General features: G+C 71.8%; 16 protein-coding genes. 15 read left to right on the forward strand and 1 reads right to left on the reverse strand.

Going from position 1 to position 18,272, the window contains the following annotated elements; genetic code table 11:
• Window positions 1-19: 19 nt before the first annotated feature.
• The 12 genes from JYA75_RS28815 (at window position 20) to JYA75_RS13365 (ending at window position 12,709) form a co-directional block, all read left to right on the forward strand.
• Window positions 20-598 (forward strand): CGNR zinc finger domain-containing protein, encoded by a 579-nt coding sequence (locus tag JYA75_RS28815; protein ID WP_235431079.1) that lies wholly within the window; start codon window positions 20-22, stop codon window positions 596-598.
• Window positions 598-1,038, forward strand: a complete 441-nt coding sequence (locus JYA75_RS13315) for an SRPBCC domain-containing protein (protein ID WP_029544963.1) — start codon at window positions 598-600, stop codon at window positions 1,036-1,038. The genes JYA75_RS28815 and JYA75_RS13315 overlap by 1 nt, the downstream gene beginning before the upstream one ends.
• Entirely contained in the window at window positions 1,035-1,721 is a 687-nt protein-coding gene (mftE, locus tag JYA75_RS13320; RefSeq protein ID WP_006930905.1) for a mycofactocin biosynthesis peptidyl-dipeptidase MftE, read from the forward strand. The genes JYA75_RS13315 and mftE overlap by 4 nt, the downstream gene beginning before the upstream one ends.
• Window positions 1,718-3,106 carry a mycofactocin biosynthesis glycosyltransferase MftF gene (gene mftF / locus JYA75_RS13325; protein WP_029544959.1) on the forward strand — a complete coding sequence of 463 codons (1,389 nt, stop codon included), beginning with the start codon at window positions 1,718-1,720 and terminating at the stop codon, window positions 3,104-3,106. The genes mftE and mftF overlap by 4 nt, the downstream gene beginning before the upstream one ends.
• 18 nt (window positions 3,107-3,124) lie before the next feature.
• A complete protein-coding gene (mftG, locus tag JYA75_RS13330) occupies window positions 3,125-4,612 on the forward strand; it encodes a mycofactocin system GMC family oxidoreductase MftG (protein ID WP_050035553.1) in 1,488 nt (495 codons plus the stop codon).
• Window positions 4,613-4,661: 49 nt separating this feature from the next.
• The gene (locus tag JYA75_RS13335) at window positions 4,662-5,963 is read left to right on the forward strand and encodes a helix-turn-helix domain-containing protein (RefSeq protein ID WP_006930898.1); all 1,302 of its coding nucleotides are present in this window, start codon (window positions 4,662-4,664) and stop codon (window positions 5,961-5,963) included.
• 101 nt (window positions 5,964-6,064) lie between these two features.
• A complete protein-coding gene (locus tag JYA75_RS13340; RefSeq protein WP_006930896.1) occupies window positions 6,065-7,588 on the forward strand; it encodes an aldehyde dehydrogenase family protein in 1,524 nt (507 codons plus the stop codon).
• A gap of 164 nt (window positions 7,589-7,752) precedes the next feature.
• The gene (locus JYA75_RS13345) at window positions 7,753-8,289 is read left to right on the forward strand and encodes a DUF779 domain-containing protein (protein WP_203330095.1); all 537 of its coding nucleotides are present in this window, start codon (window positions 7,753-7,755) and stop codon (window positions 8,287-8,289) included.
• Window positions 8,290-8,405: 116 nt separating this feature from the next.
• Window positions 8,406-9,866: an ethanolamine permease gene (gene eat, locus JYA75_RS13350; protein WP_029544952.1), complete on the forward strand. Its 1,461-nt coding sequence runs from the start codon at window positions 8,406-8,408 to the stop codon at window positions 9,864-9,866.
• Window positions 9,863-11,278 (forward strand): ethanolamine ammonia-lyase subunit EutB, encoded by a 1,416-nt coding sequence (locus JYA75_RS13355; protein ID WP_029544950.1) that lies wholly within the window; start codon window positions 9,863-9,865, stop codon window positions 11,276-11,278. Before eat ends, JYA75_RS13355 begins: the two co-directional genes overlap by 4 nt.
• Window positions 11,275-12,039 (forward strand): ethanolamine ammonia-lyase subunit EutC, encoded by a 765-nt coding sequence (gene eutC, locus JYA75_RS13360; protein WP_203330096.1) that lies wholly within the window; start codon window positions 11,275-11,277, stop codon window positions 12,037-12,039. Before JYA75_RS13355 ends, eutC begins: the two co-directional genes overlap by 4 nt.
• Before the next feature lie 121 nt (window positions 12,040-12,160).
• A complete protein-coding gene (locus tag JYA75_RS13365) occupies window positions 12,161-12,709 on the forward strand; it encodes a hypothetical protein (RefSeq protein ID WP_006930889.1) in 549 nt (182 codons plus the stop codon).
• A 13-nt stretch (window positions 12,710-12,722) separates the two neighbouring features.
• On the opposite strand, the gene JYA75_RS13370 is transcribed toward JYA75_RS13365, so the two are convergent.
• Complete coding sequence (locus tag JYA75_RS13370) at window positions 12,723-13,154, reverse strand: protein-tyrosine phosphatase family protein (RefSeq protein WP_050036401.1); 432 nt, start codon at window positions 13,152-13,154, stop codon at window positions 12,723-12,725.
• A 281-nt stretch (window positions 13,155-13,435) separates the two neighbouring features.
• Between JYA75_RS13370 and JYA75_RS13375 the strand changes: the two genes are divergently transcribed.
• The 3 genes from JYA75_RS13375 (at window position 13,436) to JYA75_RS13385 (ending at window position 18,232) form a co-directional block, all read left to right on the forward strand.
• Window positions 13,436-14,767 (forward strand): MFS transporter, encoded by a 1,332-nt coding sequence (locus JYA75_RS13375; RefSeq protein WP_043800490.1) that lies wholly within the window; start codon window positions 13,436-13,438, stop codon window positions 14,765-14,767.
• A 166-nt stretch (window positions 14,768-14,933) separates the two neighbouring features.
• Window positions 14,934-16,592, forward strand: a complete 1,659-nt coding sequence (locus JYA75_RS13380; protein WP_203330097.1) for an AMP-binding protein — start codon at window positions 14,934-14,936, stop codon at window positions 16,590-16,592.
• Window positions 16,589-18,232 carry a helix-turn-helix domain-containing protein gene (locus JYA75_RS13385; protein WP_168579866.1) on the forward strand — a complete coding sequence of 548 codons (1,644 nt, stop codon included), beginning with the start codon at window positions 16,589-16,591 and terminating at the stop codon, window positions 18,230-18,232. The genes JYA75_RS13380 and JYA75_RS13385 overlap by 4 nt, the downstream gene beginning before the upstream one ends.
• The last annotated feature ends 40 nt before the right edge of the window (window positions 18,233-18,272 follow it).

The raw sequence follows: 18,272 nt of genomic DNA on the forward strand, positions 1-18,272 counted from the left end.
AACTGGTTAATGTAGTTACGTGAGTCGGGTCGACATGCGCTCCGCCGAGGGCACCGAGTTCGTCGTCGACACCGGAGCGCCGTGCCTGGATCTGCTCTACACCGGCGGCGAGGGGGAGCGGGCCCGGTGGGAGACGCTGCACGCCCCGGGCGACCTCGCGCGCTGGGTCGCGACGCACCTGCTCGGGCGGGCCGTCGCCGCGGCAGCGGTCGACGTCACCGCCGAGGATCTGATCCGCGCCAAGGAACTACGCGAGGTGTTGTGGCGCACCGCGAACCGGTCTGCGGACGGAGACGGGCCGGCGGCCGCCGACGGTGCCGCCCTCGACGCGGCCGCCGCCCGGCCGGACATCGCCCCGCAGCTGCGCCCGCCCGGCGTGGTCACTCCCGTCACCGGCAGTCAGGTGCTGTCGACGCTGGCCCGCGACGCGATCGGCCTGCTGACCGGTCCGTACGCCGAGCGCATCAAGCGGTGCGCCGCCGACGACTGCGCCATCGTCTTCGCCGACACCTCCCGCGCGGGAACGCGGCGCTGGTGCTCGATGGCGCGGTGCGGCAACCGTGACAAGGTTCGTGCCCATCGGAAGAAGGAGAAGTGATGCCGGTCGGACAGACGAAGGACGCCGGATGGCAGATCGGGGTGTCGAAGACCCTGCCGCATCCGATCGACGCGGTGTGGCGGCTGCTCGTCGGCACACCCGAGCTGTGGCTCGGCCGCGGCGCGACGGTCCCGCGCGCCCCGGGTGCCGAGTGGCGCAGCGACGACGGTGTCACGGGGGAGCTGCGCAGCCGCCACGAGGGGGACCGGGTGCGCCTGACCTGGCGGCCCGCGGGCTGGAACCACGACAGTACCGTGCAGGTGGCCGTCTCGGCCGCGCCCCGCGGCACCGTGCTCCGCTTCCATCAGGAGCGCCTCGCCGGCCCGGGCGAACGCGCTGCTCAGCGCGCCCACTGGCAGGGGGCGCTGGCCCGGGTCGAGCGCGCTCTCGCCACCGCCGACGGCGACCCGGAGGGTGCACCCCTACCATCGGACCGGTGACCCGCGAACTCGCCACCGCCTACTGGCCCGACCTCGAACCGGGCCGGGCCACGGTCGCGGTTCCCGTCGGCGCGCTCGAGCAGCACGGGCCGCACCTACCGCTCGACACCGACACCCGCATCGCCCGCGCGTTGACGGCCGCCCTGCCGGGCGTGCTCGTCGCGCCGGCCCTCGAGTACGGGTCCAGCGGCGAGCACGAGGGCTTCCCCGGCACCGTCTCGCTCGGCGCGGAGGCGATGGAGACCGTCCTCGTCGAATACGGTCGTTCGGTGTGCCGGTGGGCCGCGCGCCTGCTGTTCGTCAACTGGCACGGCGGCAACGTGCACCCGCTGACCAGGGCGGTGTCCCTGCTGCGCTACGAGGGCCGCGACGTGGCGTGGCTGCCGTTCGCCGTGCCCGGCGGCGACGCCCACGCCGGGGTCACCGAGACCAGCCTGCTGCTGCACCTCGACCCGCGCGTGGTGGACACCGCCCGCGCCGAGATGGGCAACACCGGCACCCTCGCCGACTTGATGCCACGGATGCGCGAGGGCGGTATCGTCGCCGTGTCCGCGAACGGCGTGCTGGGGGATCCGACGCCCGCGAGCGCGGCGCAGGGGGCACGATGGTTCGCCGAACTCGTCGATCGAGCAACGGCACAGGTAACCCGGTGGGAGCCGGATGGGAAAGGAAGACTCCGTTGACGAGCACGGCCCGACTGCCCGACGGATTCGGCGTCCGTATCGACCCGCGGGTGCGCGCCTACTCCGACGGCCGCGTGCTCATCGGCGGCTCGCCCACCCGCATGCTCAAGCTCGCCCCGGCGGCCGCGGCGATGATCGGCGACGGCTACGTGAAGGTCGTCGACTCGCAGACCGCCGTCGTGGCGCGGCGGCTGCTCGACTCCGGAGTCGGAAACCCCCGTCCCACGGCCCTGCCTGCCACGTCCGACGTCACCGTCGTGATTCCCGTCAAGAACAACACGGCCGGGCTCGAGCGGTTGCTGGCGGCCGTCGAGGGACTGACGGTGATCGTCGTCGACGACGGCTCCGACGTCCCGGTGCCCGCCCCGGCCAGGGCGTCGGTCCGGGTGCTGCGGCACGAGCGATCCCGTGGTCCGGCCGCGGCACGCAACACCGGACTGCGCGCCGCCACAACGCCGTTCGTCGCATTCCTCGACTCGGACGTGGTACCGCGGAAGGGATGGCTCGAGGTGATGCTCGGGCACTTCTCCGACCCTGCGGTGGCCCTGGTGGCCCCGCGCGTCGTCGCGCTCGAGCCCGACAAGGGCGCCCTGGGGCGCTACGAACACGCGCGCTCGTCGCTGGATCTCGGCCGCCGCGAGGCCGCCGTCAAGTCCGGCAGCCCGGTCTCGTACGTACCGAGCGCCGCGATCATCGTCCGCCGCGACGTGCTCACCGCGACCGGCGGCTTCGACGAGGCCATGCACGTCGCCGAGGACGTGGACCTGTGCTGGCGGCTGCAGGAGGCCGGCTGGCGGCTGCGCTACGAACCGGTGGCGCACGTGGCCCACGACCACCGCGTCGGATTCCGGAAGTGGTTCACCCGCAAGGCCTTCTACGGCACGGGTGCGGCGCCCCTCGCGAGCCGGCACCCCGGCTCGGTGCCCACCATGTCGATGTCGGGGTCGATGCTGTTCGCGTGTGTGGCCGCCGCGAGCCGCACCCGCCTCGGCGTCGTCGGTTCGGTCGCGTCGCTGTCGGTGACGATGCTCCGGCTGCGGCGGATGTTCACCGAACTCGACCAGCCGACCCGCATCGCGGCGGTGCTCACCGCGCAGGGGTTCGTCGGCGGGATGTGGCAGGTCGCCTCCGCGCTGTGCCGGCACTACTGGCCGGTCACGCTCGTCGCCGCCGTGGTCTCGCCGAAGGTGCGTCGCGCGGTCCTCGGCTTCGCCGTCGCCGAGGGGCTGTGGGACTGGTACGGCCACCGTGAGGAGGGCGGCCTCGACCCCCTGCGCTACGTGTTCTACAAGCGCCTCGACGACATCGCCTACGGCGCCGGACTGTGGTGGGGCGCGGTCGAGGCCCGGGATCCGGCGGCGCTCGCGCCCCGCATCCGGGGCTGAGCCGGGGTACCCCCATCCATGGCCGATCCGGTGCACGCCGACGTGGTCGTGGTCGGCGGCGGCAGTTGCGGCTGCGTGCTGGCCGCCCGGCTCAGCGAGGACCCCGACCGGACGGTCCTGCTGCTCGAGGCCGGCCCCGGCTACCGCACGACCGCCGACACCCCGCCCGCGGTGCTCGACGCGACCGTCCTGCCCGTCGGTCCGGACAGCCCGTGGACCTGCGCCTACCCGGCCCGGCTGACCGGACGTCGTCGCTCCGTCGTCGCCCGCGGCCGGTTGCTGGGCGGCTCCGGCGCAGTGAACGGCGCGTATTTCGTGCGGGCCCGCCCGGACGACTTCGAGGCATGGCCGCCGTCCTGGTCGTTCGATCGGGTGGTGCCGCACTTCCGCGCCACCGAGACCGACGCCGACGCGGCGGACGCCGTGGAGACCGGAGTGAGCCGGCGATGGCACGGCGCGGCCGGCCCCGTGCCCGTCGCCCGCACGCCCCGGGAGCGGCTGCACCCGGCCAGCGCCGCGTTCCACGACGCGGCGCTCGCCGCCGGCCATCGCCGTGTGGACGACCTCAACGCGCCCGGCCCGGACGGGGTGGGCCCCGTCCCGCTCAACATCCGAGACGGGATGCGCGTCGGACCCGCCCACGCGTACCTGTTGCCGGCGCTGGCCCGGCCGAACCTGACCGTGCGCACGGGAACGCGCGTGCGGCGGGTCGTGCTCTCGGGCGCGCGCGCAGTCGGTGTCGAGACCGAGGACGGCGAGACCGTCGGTGCCGGCCACGTCGTGCTCGCCGCCGGTGCGATCGGCTCCCCGCAGCTGCTCATGCTCTCCGGCATCGGCGACGGCGCCGAGCTCACCCGTCACGGCATCACCCCCCGGATCGAGATCCCCGGTGTGGGCACGGGTTACACCGACCATCCGGAGGTCGCCGTCCCCTACCGGTACCGCGCACCGCTGCCCGGGCCGGCCCCCGTGCTGCAGGTCGTCCTGCACGCCGGCAACCTCGAGCTGCGCCCCTACACCGCACCGTTCGCCGCGTCCGTCCCCGGTAGCGGCGTCGCCGACCCGGTCCTGGGGGTGGTGCTCACGAGGCCCCGCAGCCGCGGCGCGATCCGGCTCGACCCGGCCGACCCGTTCCGGCCGCCGCTGCTGGACTACCGCTACCTCGACGACCCGGCCGACCGTGCCGACCTGCGCGAGGGGGTGGCGCGCGCCGCGCACCTGCTCGCGGCGATGCCGGACGTCGTCGACCGCACCGGCCTCGACCCGGACGCATTCGACCCCGGCGACGCGTGGCTCGAGCGGCACCTCGGGACGTCGCTGCACCTGTCCGGAAGCTGCCGGATGGGCGGCGACGCCTCGGCCGTCGTCGACGAGCGGTGCCGGGTGCACGCCGCCGAGGGGCTGAGCGTCGTGGACACGTCCGTGTTCCCGCAGGTGCCCAGCCGTGGGCCGCACGCGACGGCCGTGATGCTGGCCGAACGGGTGGGCACCCGGACGTGCTTGTGACTCGGGTTACAGTTGTTCGGAGGAGGAACCGGCAGATGAGCAGCAGCGCATGACCGACGAACGATCCGGCTCGGCCAACCCCTGGGTGGCGCTGCGGCCCGGCGACGACCCGTCGCAGCTGGCGCAACGCGCGTCCTCGGCGCACAGCTCGTTCCTCGACGCGGCCGACACGTCGGTCGTACCTGCCTCCGTGCGCTCGGTGGTCCGCGAATCCTGGCTGCGCAGCCGCAGGAACGGCATCAGTCCCGACGCCGTCGAACAGCCGAGCCTGCTCACGGGCCTGGACCTCGAGCGGTACCGGGCCGGGCACCCGATGGCGCTGATCCGCCCCGTCGTGCGCAAGCTGCTGGTGGAGGACGCCGCCGACAGCGGGCTGCTCGTCGCGATCAGCGACGAACAGGGCCGGCTGCTGTGGGTCGAGGGTGATCACGCCGCCCGTGACCGGGCGCTGTCGATGAGCTTCGTCGAGGGCGCCGACTGGAGTGAGGAGCGGGTGGGCACCAACGCGCCCGGCACCGCTCTCGCTGTCGACCACTCGGTCCAGATCGTCGCCGCCGAGCACTTCAACCGCACCGTGCACGAATGGAGCTGCTCGGCCGCGCCGGTGCACGACCCGAGCACCGGCCGGATCCTCGGCGCCATCGACATCACCGGTGGGCTCCGCGTCGCCGCGCCGGAGGTGTTGCAGCTCGTGCGGGCCACGGTCGCCGCCGCGGAGTCGGAACTGCGGCTGCACCTGCTCAGCTCGCCGCGGCTGTTGTCGGCTGCCCGGACGAGCCTCGACACGTTCGGGTCGGGCCGGCCCACTCTGCACCGCGACGGCGAACGGATCCCGCTCTCCCAGCGCCACGCCGAGATCCTGCTGCTGCTCGCCGAACACCCCGAGGGCCTGAGCTCGGACCGGCTTGCGGTGCTGCTCGACGAGGCCGAGCTCGACTCCGTCACCATCCGTGCCGAGATGTCGCGCCTGCGAAAGGTTTTCGGACCCGAGGGGCTCGGCTCGCGCCCATACCGGCTCCTGGGCGAACTCGTCACCGACGTCGCGGAGGTCCGCGGCGCACTCGACCGCGGCGATGTGGCGACGGCGGTGCGTCTGTATGCCGGACCGGTGCTGCCCGGATCGGCCGCGCCCGGCATCGAGGAGATCCGGGACGAGCTGCGCGCCCGGGTGCAGGCCGCGCTGCTCCGGGCCGGCGACGCCCAGTTGCTCGCGCGGTGGACCGCGTCGGTGCACGGGCGCGACGACATCGCCGCGTGGGAGGCGTACCTGACCACCCTCGATCCGCATTCGACGCTGTTCGCCCAGGTCAAGGCCCGGATCGAGCTGCTGGACCGTCAGCTCGGGATCTGAGGTTCGGAGCTACGCAACGTAGTTGCAACCCACACGTTCGTAGTGTTCCGGATCACACGCCCCGCATGGGGGGTGCCAGACCATCCGAGGAGTGAACACCGATGACCGTGTACGCCCGTCCCGGCTCGCCCGACGCCCTGATGTCCTTCCAGTCCCGCTACGACAACTGGATCGGCGGCCAGTGGGTACCGCCTGTGAAGGGTCAGTACTTCGAGAACGTCACCCCGGTCACCGGTCAGCCGTTCACCGAGGTGGCCCGGTCCACCGAGGAAGACATCGAGCTGGCCCTCGACGCCGCCCACGCCGCCGCGCCGGCCTGGGGCAAGACGTCCGTCGCCGAGCGTTCCATCCTGCTCAACAAGATCGCCGACCGCCTCGAGGAGAACCTCGAGTCGATCGCCCTCGCCGAGACCTGGGACAACGGCAAGCCGATCCGCGAGACCCTCAACGCCGACATCCCGCTGGCGATCGACCACTTCCGCTACTTCGCGGGCGCGATCCGGGCGCAGGAGGGCTCGATCTCCGAGATCGACGCCGAGACCGTGGCCTACCACTTCCACGAGCCGCTCGGCGTCGTCGGCCAGATCATCCCGTGGAACTTCCCGATCCTGATGGCCGTGTGGAAGCTCGCCCCCGCCCTGGCCGCCGGCAACGCCGTCGTCCTCAAGCCGGCCGAGCAGACGCCCGCCTCGATCCTGTACCTGATCTCCGTCATCGGCGACCTGCTGCCCCCGGGCGTGGTGAACATCGTCAACGGCTTCGGCGTCGAGGCCGGCAAGCCGCTGGCCTCGAGCCCGCGCATCCGCAAGATCGCGTTCACCGGCGAGACCACCACCGGCCGCCTGATCATGCAGTACGCCTCGCAGAACCTGATCCCGGTCACCCTCGAGCTCGGCGGCAAGAGCCCGAACATCTTCTTCTCCGACGTGCTCTCGGTCAACGACGACTACCAGGACAAGGCGCTCGAGGGCTTCACGATGTTCGCCCTCAACCAGGGCGAGGTGTGCACCTGCCCGTCGCGCGCCCTGGTCCAGCAGGACATCTTCGACGACTTCCTGTCGCTGGCCGCGGTGCGCACGAAGGCCGTGCGCCAGGGCGACCCGCTCGACACCGACACGATGATCGGTGCCCAGGCGTCGAACGATCAGCTCGAGAAGATCCTGTCCTACATCGAGATCGGCAAGAGCGAAGGCGCGCAGGTGATCACCGGCGGCGAGCGCGCCGACCTCGGCGGCGATCTGTCCGGCGGCTTCTACGTCCAGCCGACGGTGTTCAGCGGCCACAACAAGATGCGCATCTTCCAGGAGGAGATCTTCGGACCGGTGGTCTCCGTGACGTCCTTCCAGGACTTCGACGACGCCATCTCCATCGCCAACGACACCCTCTACGGCCTCGGAGCCGGCGTCTGGTCCCGCGACGGCGGGGTCGCCTACCGGGCCGGCCGCGCCATCCAGGCCGGCCGGGTGTGGACCAACACCTACCACCAGTACCCGGCGCACGCGGCGTTCGGTGGCTACAAGCAGTCCGGCATCGGCCGCGAGAACCACCACATGATGCTCGACCACTACCAGCAGACGAAGAACCTCCTGGTGTCCTACGCGCCGAAGGCCCAGGGCTTCTTCTGATCCGAAGACCCGGCGCCTGTCACGTCATCCCCCCTGCGACGTGGCAGGCGCCGTTCCCATTCCGCCCTGCCCCGAGTCGAGCGAATGTATCGCCCACTCGATCAGTCGAGGTGAGCGATACATTCGCTCGGGGGAGGCGCAAGCCGACAACCGGAAGGCACCCCATGTCCGTCCCGCTCCGCCTCGTCGCCACCGCCGACGCGGTTGCTCTCCTGCGCCGTCTCGCCGAGCGGCACGGGCCGCTGATGATGCACCAGTCCGGCGGCTGCTGCGACGGGTCGGCGCCGATGTGCTACCCGGACGGCGACTTCGTCGTCGGCGACCTGGACGTGCTGCTGGGGGTGCTGGACCTGCGGCTGAAGGTGGGGGCGACGGCCGGTGACCTGCCCGCGGGCGCCGACGCCGTCCCGGTGTGGATCTCCGGGTCCCAGTTCGAGGCGTGGAAGCACACGCAGCTCGTTCTCGACGTGGTGCCCGGCCGCGGCTCCGGGTTCAGCCTGGAATCGCCCGAGGGGCTGCGCTTCCTCAGCCGCGGCCGCGCCTTCACCGCCGACGAGAACGACGCCCTCGCCCGCGACACACCCCTGCTCGGCAAGCGGTGGGCCGCCGGCGCCCGTCCGGAGCCGGCCGCCGAGCCGACCGTCGTGGCCGAGGCCGCCGACGCGTGCCCGGTGCCGACGCCCCGGGGCGCCTCCTCGTAACACTTCCGTGACCGCGTACTGACGCGGTGTGTACCTACCGCTCGTACCGTGAGTACGCGCGGTGTCCTCGACGTGCCCGCTCGACACGTCGCCATCCTCCGTCGAGAAGAGAGATCATGTCGTTGACCGACCCGCCCAGGACCGGGGCCGAGACCCCGGCCCACCACGACGGCGCGGACTTCCACGCCGAGAGTCGTGCGTATCTCGAAAAGCGCACTCTGAGAAAGGGTTCGGCGGGCTGGGTGCTGCTCGCGGGCCTCGGCGTCAGCTACGTGATCTCCGGTGACTACGCCGGCTGGAACAACGGCCTGGCCGAGGGCGGATTCGGTGGTCTGCTCGTCGCCTCGGTGGTCATCGCGGCCATGTACTTCGCGATGGTGCTCGGCATGGCCGAGCTGTCCTCCGCGCTGCCCGCCGCCGGCGGCGGCTACACCTTCGCGCGCCGCGCCCTCGGACCGTGGGGTGGATTCGCCACCGGCACAGCAATTCTCATCGAGTACTCGATCGCCCCGGCCGCGATCGCCACGTTCATCGGCGGGTACGTCGAGTCGCTGAACCTGTTCGGCATCACCGACGGATGGTGGATCTATCTCGCCGTGTACGCGGTGTTCATCGGCATCCACCTCACCGGCGCCGGCGAAGCGCTCAAGGCGATGTTCGTGATCACGGCGATCGCTCTCGTCGGGCTCGTGGTGTTCGCCGTCTCCGCCGTCGGGCTGTTCGACACCGCGAACCTGACCGACATCGCCGTCGACGAGACCGCCGCCGGAGCGTCGTCGTTCCTTCCCTTCGGCCTGTTCGGCATCTGGGCGGCCGTGCCGTTCGCGATCTGGTTCTTCCTCGCCGTCGAGGGTGTGCCCCTGGCCGCCGAGGAGGCGACCGAGCCGGAGAAGAACGTGCCCAAGGGCATCATCGTGTCCATGCTGGTGCTGCTCGTCACCGGTGCGACCGTGCTGTTCCTGGCCACCGGCGCGCTCGGCGCCGACGCCCTGTCCACATCCGGTAACCCGCTCGTCGAGGCCCTCGGCGACACCGGCGCAGCGAAGGTGGTCAACTACATCGGGCTCGCCGGCCTGATCGCGAGCTTCTTCTCGATCATGTACGCGTACTCGCGGCAGACGTTCGCGCTCTCCCGCGCCGGGTACCTCCCCACGAGCCTGTCGCTGACCAACAAGCGCAAGGCGCCCATGCTGGCGCTGATCGTCCCCGGCGTGATCGGGTTCGCGCTCTCGCTCACCGGCGAGGGAGCGATGCTGCTCAACATGGCCGTCTTCGGCGCCGCGGTGAGCTATGTGCTGATGATGGTCAGCCACATCGTGCTGCGCCGGCGCGAACCGCACATGCCGCGGCCCTACCGCACCCCCGGCGGCGTCGTCACCACCTCCTTCGCGCTGGTCGTGGCCGCGGCCGCCGTCGTGGCCACCTTCCTGGTCGATCCCGTCGCCGCCCTGTGGACCCTCGGTGCCTTCGCCGCGTTCATGGCCTACTTCGGGCTCTACAGCCGGCACCGGCTGGTGGCGAACTCGCCCGACGAGGAGTTCGCCGCGCTCGCCGAGGCGGAGGCCGAGCTGAAGTGAGCGTCTACACCCAGCATCTCGCCGGCACCACCTACACCTTCGACGGCCTCGTCGACCTGCTCGCCAAGGCCACCCCGCGCCGCTCCGGCGACGAACTCGCCGGCTGCGCGGCCGAATCCGACGCCGAGCGTGCGGCCGCGCAGTGGGTCCTCGCCGACATCCCGCTCGACGTGTTCCTCGCCGAGCCGGTGGTGCCGTACGAGACCGACGAGGTCACCCGGCTGATCCTCGACGATCACGACCGCGACGCCTACCGGTCCGTGCAGCACCTGACGGTCGGGGGACTGCGCGACCTGCTTCTCGACACCGTCACGAAAACCGATGCGGCCGCGGCGTTCGCCGCCATGTCGCCCGGCCTGACCCCCGAGATGGTCGCCGCCGTCAGCAAGCTCATGCGCAACCAGGACCTGATCGCGGTGGCCCGCGCGATCGAGGTCACCTCGGCGTTCCGCACCACCGTCGGACTGCCCGGCCGGCTCGGCACCCGGCTGCAGCCCAACCACCCCACCGACGATCCACGCGGCATCGCCGCCGCGACCCTCGACGGGCTGCTGATGGGCTGCGGCGACGCCGTCATCGGCATCAACCCGGCCACGGACTCGCCACAGGCCACCGCCGACCTGCTGCACCTGCTCGACGAGATGCGGCTGCGCTTCGACATCCCGGTGCAGTCCTGCGTCCTGTCCCACGTGACGACCACGCTCGGCCTCATCGAGGCCGGTGCCCCGGTGGACCTGGTGTTCCAGTCCATTGCCGGCACCGAGGGGGCGAACGCCGGCTTCGGCGTGAACCTGGCTCTGCTGCGGGAGGCGAACGAGGCCGGTCGCGCTCTGGGGCGCGGCACCGTCGGCGACAACGTCATGTACCTCGAGACGGGGCAGGGCTCGGCGCTGTCGGCCGGCGCGCACCTCGGCACGGGCGGACGCCCCGTCGACCAGCAGACCCTCGAGACCCGCGCGTACGCCGTCGCCCGGGCGCTCGACCCGCTGCTGATCAACACGGTGGTCGGGTTCATCGGCCCCGAATATCTCTACGACGGCAAGCAGATCGTTCGGGCCGGCCTCGAGGACCACTTCTGCGGCAAGCTGCTGGGCCTGCCGATGGGCGTGGACGTCTGCTACACCAACCACGCCGAGGCCGACCAGGACGACATGGACACCCTCCTGACCCTGCTCGGGGTGGCCGGCGCCGCGTTCGTCATCGCGGTGCCCGGAGCCGACGACGTCATGCTCGGCTACCAGAGCCTGTCGTTCCACGACGCGCTGTACGTGCGTCGCGCGCTGGGCCTGCGCGCCGCCCCCGAGTTCGAGCGGTGGCTCTCCGGTCTCGGCATGGTGGACGGAGCCGGGCACATCCTGCCGGTGGACGCGGCGGCCTCCCCGCTGCGCGCCCTCGCGGGAGGTGCGGCGTGAGCGGGTCCGTCGACCGTGACTTCTGGGCACCGCTGCGGTCGGCGACCCAGGCCCGCATCGGGCTCGGCCGGGCCGGCGACGGCCTCCCGACCGCTCGGGTGCTCGAGTTCCGGGCCGCGCACGCCGCGGCCCGCGACGCGGTGCACCAGCCCCTCGACGTGCCGGCGCTGGCCACCGACGTCGAACGCGTCGGACTCGGCGCGCCGATCGTCGTCACCAGCCGGGTGAGCGATCGCGGCGAGTACCTGCGCCGCCCGGACCTGGGCCGCCTGCCCGAGGATCTGTCCGCGGTCCCCGGCACCGGCGCCGACGTCGGGGTGGTCCTCGCCGACGGGCTCTCGCCGCGAGCCCTGGCCGAGCACGGCGTCGCCCTGCTCGAGGCCGTCGTGGCGGCCCTGCCGCGGCACCTGTCCGTGGCGCCGCCGGTGATCGCGACGTCGGCACGGGTGGCGCTGGGCGACCACATCGGCGCCGCCCTGGGGGTGCGCACGCTGCTGGTCCTGATCGGGGAGCGGCCCGGGTTGTCGGTCGCCGACAGCCTCGGGGTGTACCTGACCCACGAGCCGCGTCCCGGTCGGGCCGACGCCGAGCGGAACTGCGTGTCCAACATCCACCCCCCGGAGGGACTCGGGTACGCCGCGGCCGCGCGTGTCGTCGCGGGGCTGGTCGACGGGGCGCGCCGGCTCGGGCGTTCCGGTGTGGACCTGAAGGACACGACGCGGGCGGACCGGCTCGATTCCGCGACGGTGGGGGAGTTGTAGGGGCGAGAGTGTGACGTACCCGCGTGGGCGGTTGACATCGCGACCGGAAGCGCCAAATCATGTACTCCGCCCGACCGGGTGACACGTACCGCCCGCGACCGGGCGACGAGGAGAAGACACGATGGCGTTCGCTGGCAATGTCGACGAGCTGGCTCTGCTGCAAACGGTGCGGTTGAAGGAGACCGTCACCGCCGAGATGATCGCGGCGCATCTGGGGGTGTCGGTCGCGTCCGGGCGGGCGGCGTACGACGCGCTGGTCACGCAGGGCAAGGCGAAGGAGACCGGCAACGGCATCTCCCTGACCGACGCAGGGGTCGCGGAACTGACCGATCAGCTCGACGCGGAGCGCGTCTCGATCGACGAGGATTCTCTCGCGGAGCTGTTCGAGCAGTTCGGCCCGCTCGACGAAGAGCTCTCCGCGCTGCTCGCCGACCCGGAATCCGCCAACTTCCTCGACGAACTGATCGAGCTGGATCGCAAGGCGCAGAACCTCTTCGACGACGTGTCGGCGTTCGTTCCGCGCCTGTCGCGGTATCAGGACCTGTTCGCCGAGGCGCTCGGGAAGATCAAGTCCGGCGCGCTGGCGTGGGCGACGGCGCCGAACATCGACTCGTACGCGACCGTGTGGAGCGAGATGCGCGCCGAACTCACCGGCGCCGCCGGCCGCTGACCGGCGCCGCCGGTCACCGGAACGCAGCGACGAAGCGCCGCTGCCACGGCGTCTCCACCGCCCGGTGCGAATAGTGTTCGCGCACATAGGCGACGGCCTCGCCGGGCGGTACGCCGTCGAGGATCGCGAGGCAGGCCAGGGCGGTGCCCGTGCGCCCCCGGCCACCGCCGCAGGCGACCTCGACGCGTTCGGTCGCGCACCGCTGCCACGCCTCGTGCAGTATCCGGCGGGCAGCGCCGGGGTCGGTGGGGAGGCGGAAGTCGGGCCACCGGATCCACCGGGCGTCCCACGGGACCGCCGGCGGCGTCCGGCCCGCGAGGTACACCCCGAGGGCGGGCAGCGGTCCGGCCGGAAGGGGACGTCGGACGCCACGGCCCCGGACGTACCGGCCCGACGGTAGTGCCAGGATCCCCGGGGCGTGCGGGTCCCAGGTCGTCGTCGCCATGAACGGAGCGTAGACGGCGTGAAAGTTGTTCGGCCACCGGGTGTCCCGGAATCCGAGCGGACAACCGCGCGTGGTGCAGGGTGGACGCCCCGCGACGATCAAGTCCTTCGTTCGGCGAACTACGTGATCCGGCTCACAGCCACCCCCCTTTCGGGGGTAGTGGGGGAGTGAGACGGATCACTACCTTTCCTTCCATCGCGCGGCGCAGGGCCGCCGCGGCTCGGACGGAAATACGGAGGACAGACGTGACCACAGTGTCGACACCGGGGGCCGAACCCCCCGTGGTACCGGCGGGACAGAAGCCCGCCGCGCCGACCGCCCCCGCCCCGGGTGGACCCGGCATCCGACGCGTCGCCATCGCCAGCTGCATCGGCACCACCATTGAGTTCTACGACTTCTTCATCTACGGAACCGCCGCAGCCCTGGTCTTTCCGACGGTGTTCTTCCCGGCTCTCGGCGCCACCGCCGGCACGGTCGCCTCGTTCGCGACCTTCGCCGTCGCGTTCATCGCCCGCCCGGTCGGGGCCATGCTGTTCGGGCACTTCGGCGACCGCATCGGCCGCAAGAAGACCCTCGTCTCCACGCTGCTGCTGATGGGCATCTCGACCCTGCTCATCGGGCTGCTGCCGGGTGCCGAGACGATCGGCGTCGCCGCCCCGATCATCCTCGTGCTGCTGCGATTCGCGCAGGGCTTCGCCGTCGGCGGGGAATGGGCCGGCGCGACGCTGCTCACCGCCGAGTACGCGCCACCGGGCAAACGCGGCCTGTACGCGATGTTCCCGCAGCTCGGCCCCGCCATCGCCTTCGCCCTGTCGAGCGCCACCTTCCTGTTCACCGGCCTGGCCCTCGGCGACACCAACGAGGCCTTCCTCAACTACGGCTGGCGAATCCCGTTCCTGTTCAGCATCGTTCTCGTGGCCATCGGTCTCTACATGCGCCTCGCCATCGAGGAGACCCCCGTGTTCCGGGCCGAGAGCGAGGCCCGCGCCGCCGCCCCGGCCGAGAAGCGCACCCTGCCGTTCCTCGACGCCCTGCGCTACCAGACCAAGGAGATCCTCCTCTCGGCCGGCGCACTGGCGATCATGTTCGCCTTCTTCTACATGGGCACCGCGTACCTGACCAGCTACGCGACCAAGACCCTCGGCTTCTCCCGGCCGTTCGTCCTCACCGTCGGCATCGCCGCCTCGTTCGTCTTCGGGGCCGCGATCGTGCTCTCCGCCCTTTACTCCGACCGGGTCGGCCGCCGGCGCGTCATCATGATCTCCTGCGGCTTCTCCGTCGTGTGGGCGCTGGCGCTGTTCCCGCTGCTCGACACCGGCTCGCCGGTCGCGTTCGTCGTCGGCATGATGGTCACCCTGGCCATCTTCGGCATCGCCTACGGACCGTGCGGCGCGCTGCTGCCGGAGATGTTCCACACCCGGTACCGGTACACCGGCGCCGGACTCGGCTACAACCTCGCCGGCGTCCTGGGTGGCGCGATTCCGCCCATGCTGGCCGCGCCCCTCGCGGCGTCCTACGGCGGCATCGCCATCGGCATCATGCTCTCCGTGCTCGGCGTGCTGAGCTTCGTGTGCACCAAGGCTCTCGTCGAGACCCGCGACCGAGCGCTCTGATCCCACCGGCGCCCTCCCCGACACCCCGGGGAGGGCGCCTCGTGCTGCCACCGCACCGCCAACTGTCCAGAATCCGAACACCTGCGGCGCCGGATCGGCGAGCATGGTGGACGAGTCCACGAGATCCCCTCGCTCGCCCCGGGCCGCGCACACTGCAGGAGCACCCATGACCGGTTTCGCCACACCCGAACTGCCCAGCTACACCTCGGGGGCGTGGAACACCCCGCTGCTGGGGGACACGATCGGCGACAACTTCGACCGCACCGTCGCCCGCCACGGCGACCGCGACGCGCTCGTCGACCGCGCCGCCGGCCGGCGCTGGACCTACACCGAACTCGCCGCGGAGGTCGACGCCCTCGCGCTCGGTCTGCTGCGCGCCGGCATCGGCAAGGGCGACCGGGTGGGCATCTGGGCGCCGAACCGGGCGGAGTGGGTGTTCGTCCAGTACGCCACCGCGAAGATCGGCGCGATCCTGGTCAACATCAACCCCGCCTACCGCTCGCACGAACTGCAGTACGTGCTCACCCAGGCCGGGATCCGGATGCTGATCTCCGCGCCGAGTTTCAAGACGTCCGACTACGCCGCAATGATCTCCGAGGTGCGCGGCGACTGCCCGGACCTCGAGCACGTGGTGCTGCTCGGATACCCCGAATGGGACGAACTCGCCGAGTCCGGACGCGCCGCACTCGCCGACGACCGCACCCGGCTCGACGCCGCCCAGCGTGACCTGTCGGCCGACGATCCGATCAACATCCAGTACACGTCCGGCACCACCGGATTCCCCAAGGGCGCCACCCTCAGCCACCACAACATCCTCAACAACGGATTCTTCGTCGGCGAGCTGTGCCACTACACCGAGAACGACAAGGTGTGCATCCCGGTGCCCTTCTACCACTGCTTCGGCATGGTCATGGGCAACCTGGCCTGCACCAGCCACGGCGCGACGATGGTCATCCCGGGACCCGCCTTCGACCCGGCCCAGACCCTGGCCGCCGTCGCCGAGGAGCGCTGCACCTCCCTGTACGGGGTGCCGACGATGTTCATCGCCGAACTCGCCGACCCCACCTTCGAGACCCACGACCTGTCGAGCCTGCGGACCGGCATCATGGCCGGCTCCCCGTGCCCGGTCGAGGTGATGAAGCAGGTCATCGAGCGGATGGGCATGACCGAGGTCTCCATCTGCTACGGCATGACCGAGACCTCGCCGGTGTCCCTGCAGACCCGCAGCGACGACACCATCGACCAGCGCGTGTCCACCGTCGGCCGCGTCGGCCCGCACCTCGAGGTCAAGATCGTCGACCCGGCCACGGGCCTGACCGTCCCGCGCGGTGAACCGGGCGAGCTGTGCACCCGCGGCTACTCGGTGATGCTCGGCTACTGGAACCAGCCCGACAAGACCGCCGAGGCCATCGACAAGGCCCGGTGGATGCACACCGGCGACATCGGCGTCATGGACGCCGACGGGTACGTCTCGGTCACCGGCCGCATCAAGGACATGGTCATCCGTGGTGGCGAGAACATCTACCCGCGGGAGATCGAGGAGTTCCTCTACACCCACCCGGACATTCTCGACGCGCAGGTCGTCGGCGTGCCCGACGAGAAGTACGGGGAGGAGCTCATGGTGTGGATCCGGATGCGGGAGGGGGCGGCGCCGCTCGACGCGCAGTCGCTGCGCGAGTACTGCACGGGCAAGCTCGCGCACTACAAGATCCCCCGCTACGTGCACATCGTCGACGAGTTCCCGATGACGGTCACCGGCAAGATCCGCAAGGTCGAGATGCGGGAGCTGTCCACGGCCCTGCTCGGGGAGGCCGAGCGGGGGTGAACGGTCTGCGGCCGGAGATCGCGCTGTCCTGGAAACGCTCGCAGTTGAGCGGGATCGACCCGGGACGGCTCCCCGAGCCGACCCTGCTGGGCCCCTCGGACGCGGCCGGGCGGCTGCTCGACGCCGCCCGGCCGGTGCTCGACGAGCTGCGCACGCAGCTCGCCGGCACGGGCTGCTGCATCCTCCTCGTGGACCGGGACTGCCGGATCGTGGCCCGGCTGTTCGACGCGGCACCCATGCAGCGCGCCATGGAGGAGATCGGCGTGGTCCCCGGCGCGACCCTGAGCGAGGACACCTACGGCACCAACGCTCTCGGCACCCCGTTCGAGGTGCGGCAGAGCCTCGTGGTGCACGGCGAGGAGCACTACCTCGAGTCCCTCAAGGACTTCAGCTGCTACGGGCACCCCCTCGTGCATCCCGTCACCCGCCGCATCGAAGGCATCCTCGACATCACCGCCGCCGGCAAGATCGCCAATCCGCTGTTCGTGCCGTTCCTCGCCCGCGCGGCCCGCGACATCGAGGCGCGGTTGCTCGAGGGGGCCCGCGAATCGGACCGGCGGGTGGTCGATGCGTTCCAGCGGGCCGCGCAGCAGCGCGGCGTCGCGGTCGCGGCCATGGGTGAGGACATCATGCTCACCAACAAGGCCGCCGTGGAACTGCTCGTGCCCGCCGACCACGCGGCGCTGCGCGCGATCGCGGTCGACCTGCCGGCGGGGGAGTCCCGCACGATGGACTTCGCGTTGTCCGCCGGCGGGCGCACCCGGTTGCGGATCGACCGCATCCCGGGCATCGGCAGCGGGGCGCTGTTCCTGCTCGACGCCGCCGCCGCGCGGGAACCCGTGCCCCGCAGCGACGTCGCGCAGGACGCGACGACGCGGCTGCGGCAGCGGCTCGGACGGCTGCGCGAGCGCACCGGTGGCGTGGCGATCCTCGGCGAGCCGGGGAGCGGACGGACCTGGGCCGCAAGGGAACTCGTACGTGACACCGTCACCTTCCTCGACGCCGCCCGGATCGTCGGCGAGGGCGAACACGAGTGGTCGGCCGGGCTGCTGTCGGTCGCCGCTGGGGCGGACGGCGGCGTCGTGGTCGTCGAACACGTGCACCTGGCGCCGGATCCGGTGCTGGCGCTGCTCTCGTCGATGCTCTCCGACCCGGCCGCAGCCCGCCTCGTGCTCACCGCGGACCCCCTGGACGACGTCCGCCCGCCGGTGCGAGAACTGTTGGCGCGCTGCCCCGGTCAGGTCCGGGTGCCCGCGCTGCGGCAACGGATCCGGGAACTCGGCGACCTGGCCTCCGCGCTGGCCCGGGAACTCGACCGGCCGGACCTGCGCCTGGGCCCCAGTGCCCTGACGGCGCTGTCGGAACGCTCGTGGCCCGGCAACCTCGCCGAGCTGCGGGCGGTGCTGGCCGCCATCCCGGAGCGGGAGTCGCCGCTGCCGGTACGGGTGGAGGATCTGCCGGTCGAGTACCGCGCGACGAGCCGGGTCTCACGCCTGGGCGGGCGCGAGCGCGCCGAGCGGGAGGCCATCATCGAGGCGCTGCGCGAGAGCGGCGGCAACAAGGTGCACGCCGCGGCGCGGCTCGGCATCAGCCGCACCACGCTCTACAGCAGGATCCGCGCCCTCGGCATCGCCGGCTGACCGTCGTATGCGCATGTGCGCACTGTCCAATCCTTGAACA

Origin of the sequence: Rhodococcus sp. PSBB066, from assembly GCF_017068255.1 — a bacterium.
In the GTDB taxonomy this organism is placed as follows: domain Bacteria; phylum Actinomycetota; class Actinomycetes; order Mycobacteriales; family Mycobacteriaceae; genus Rhodococcus; species Rhodococcus aetherivorans.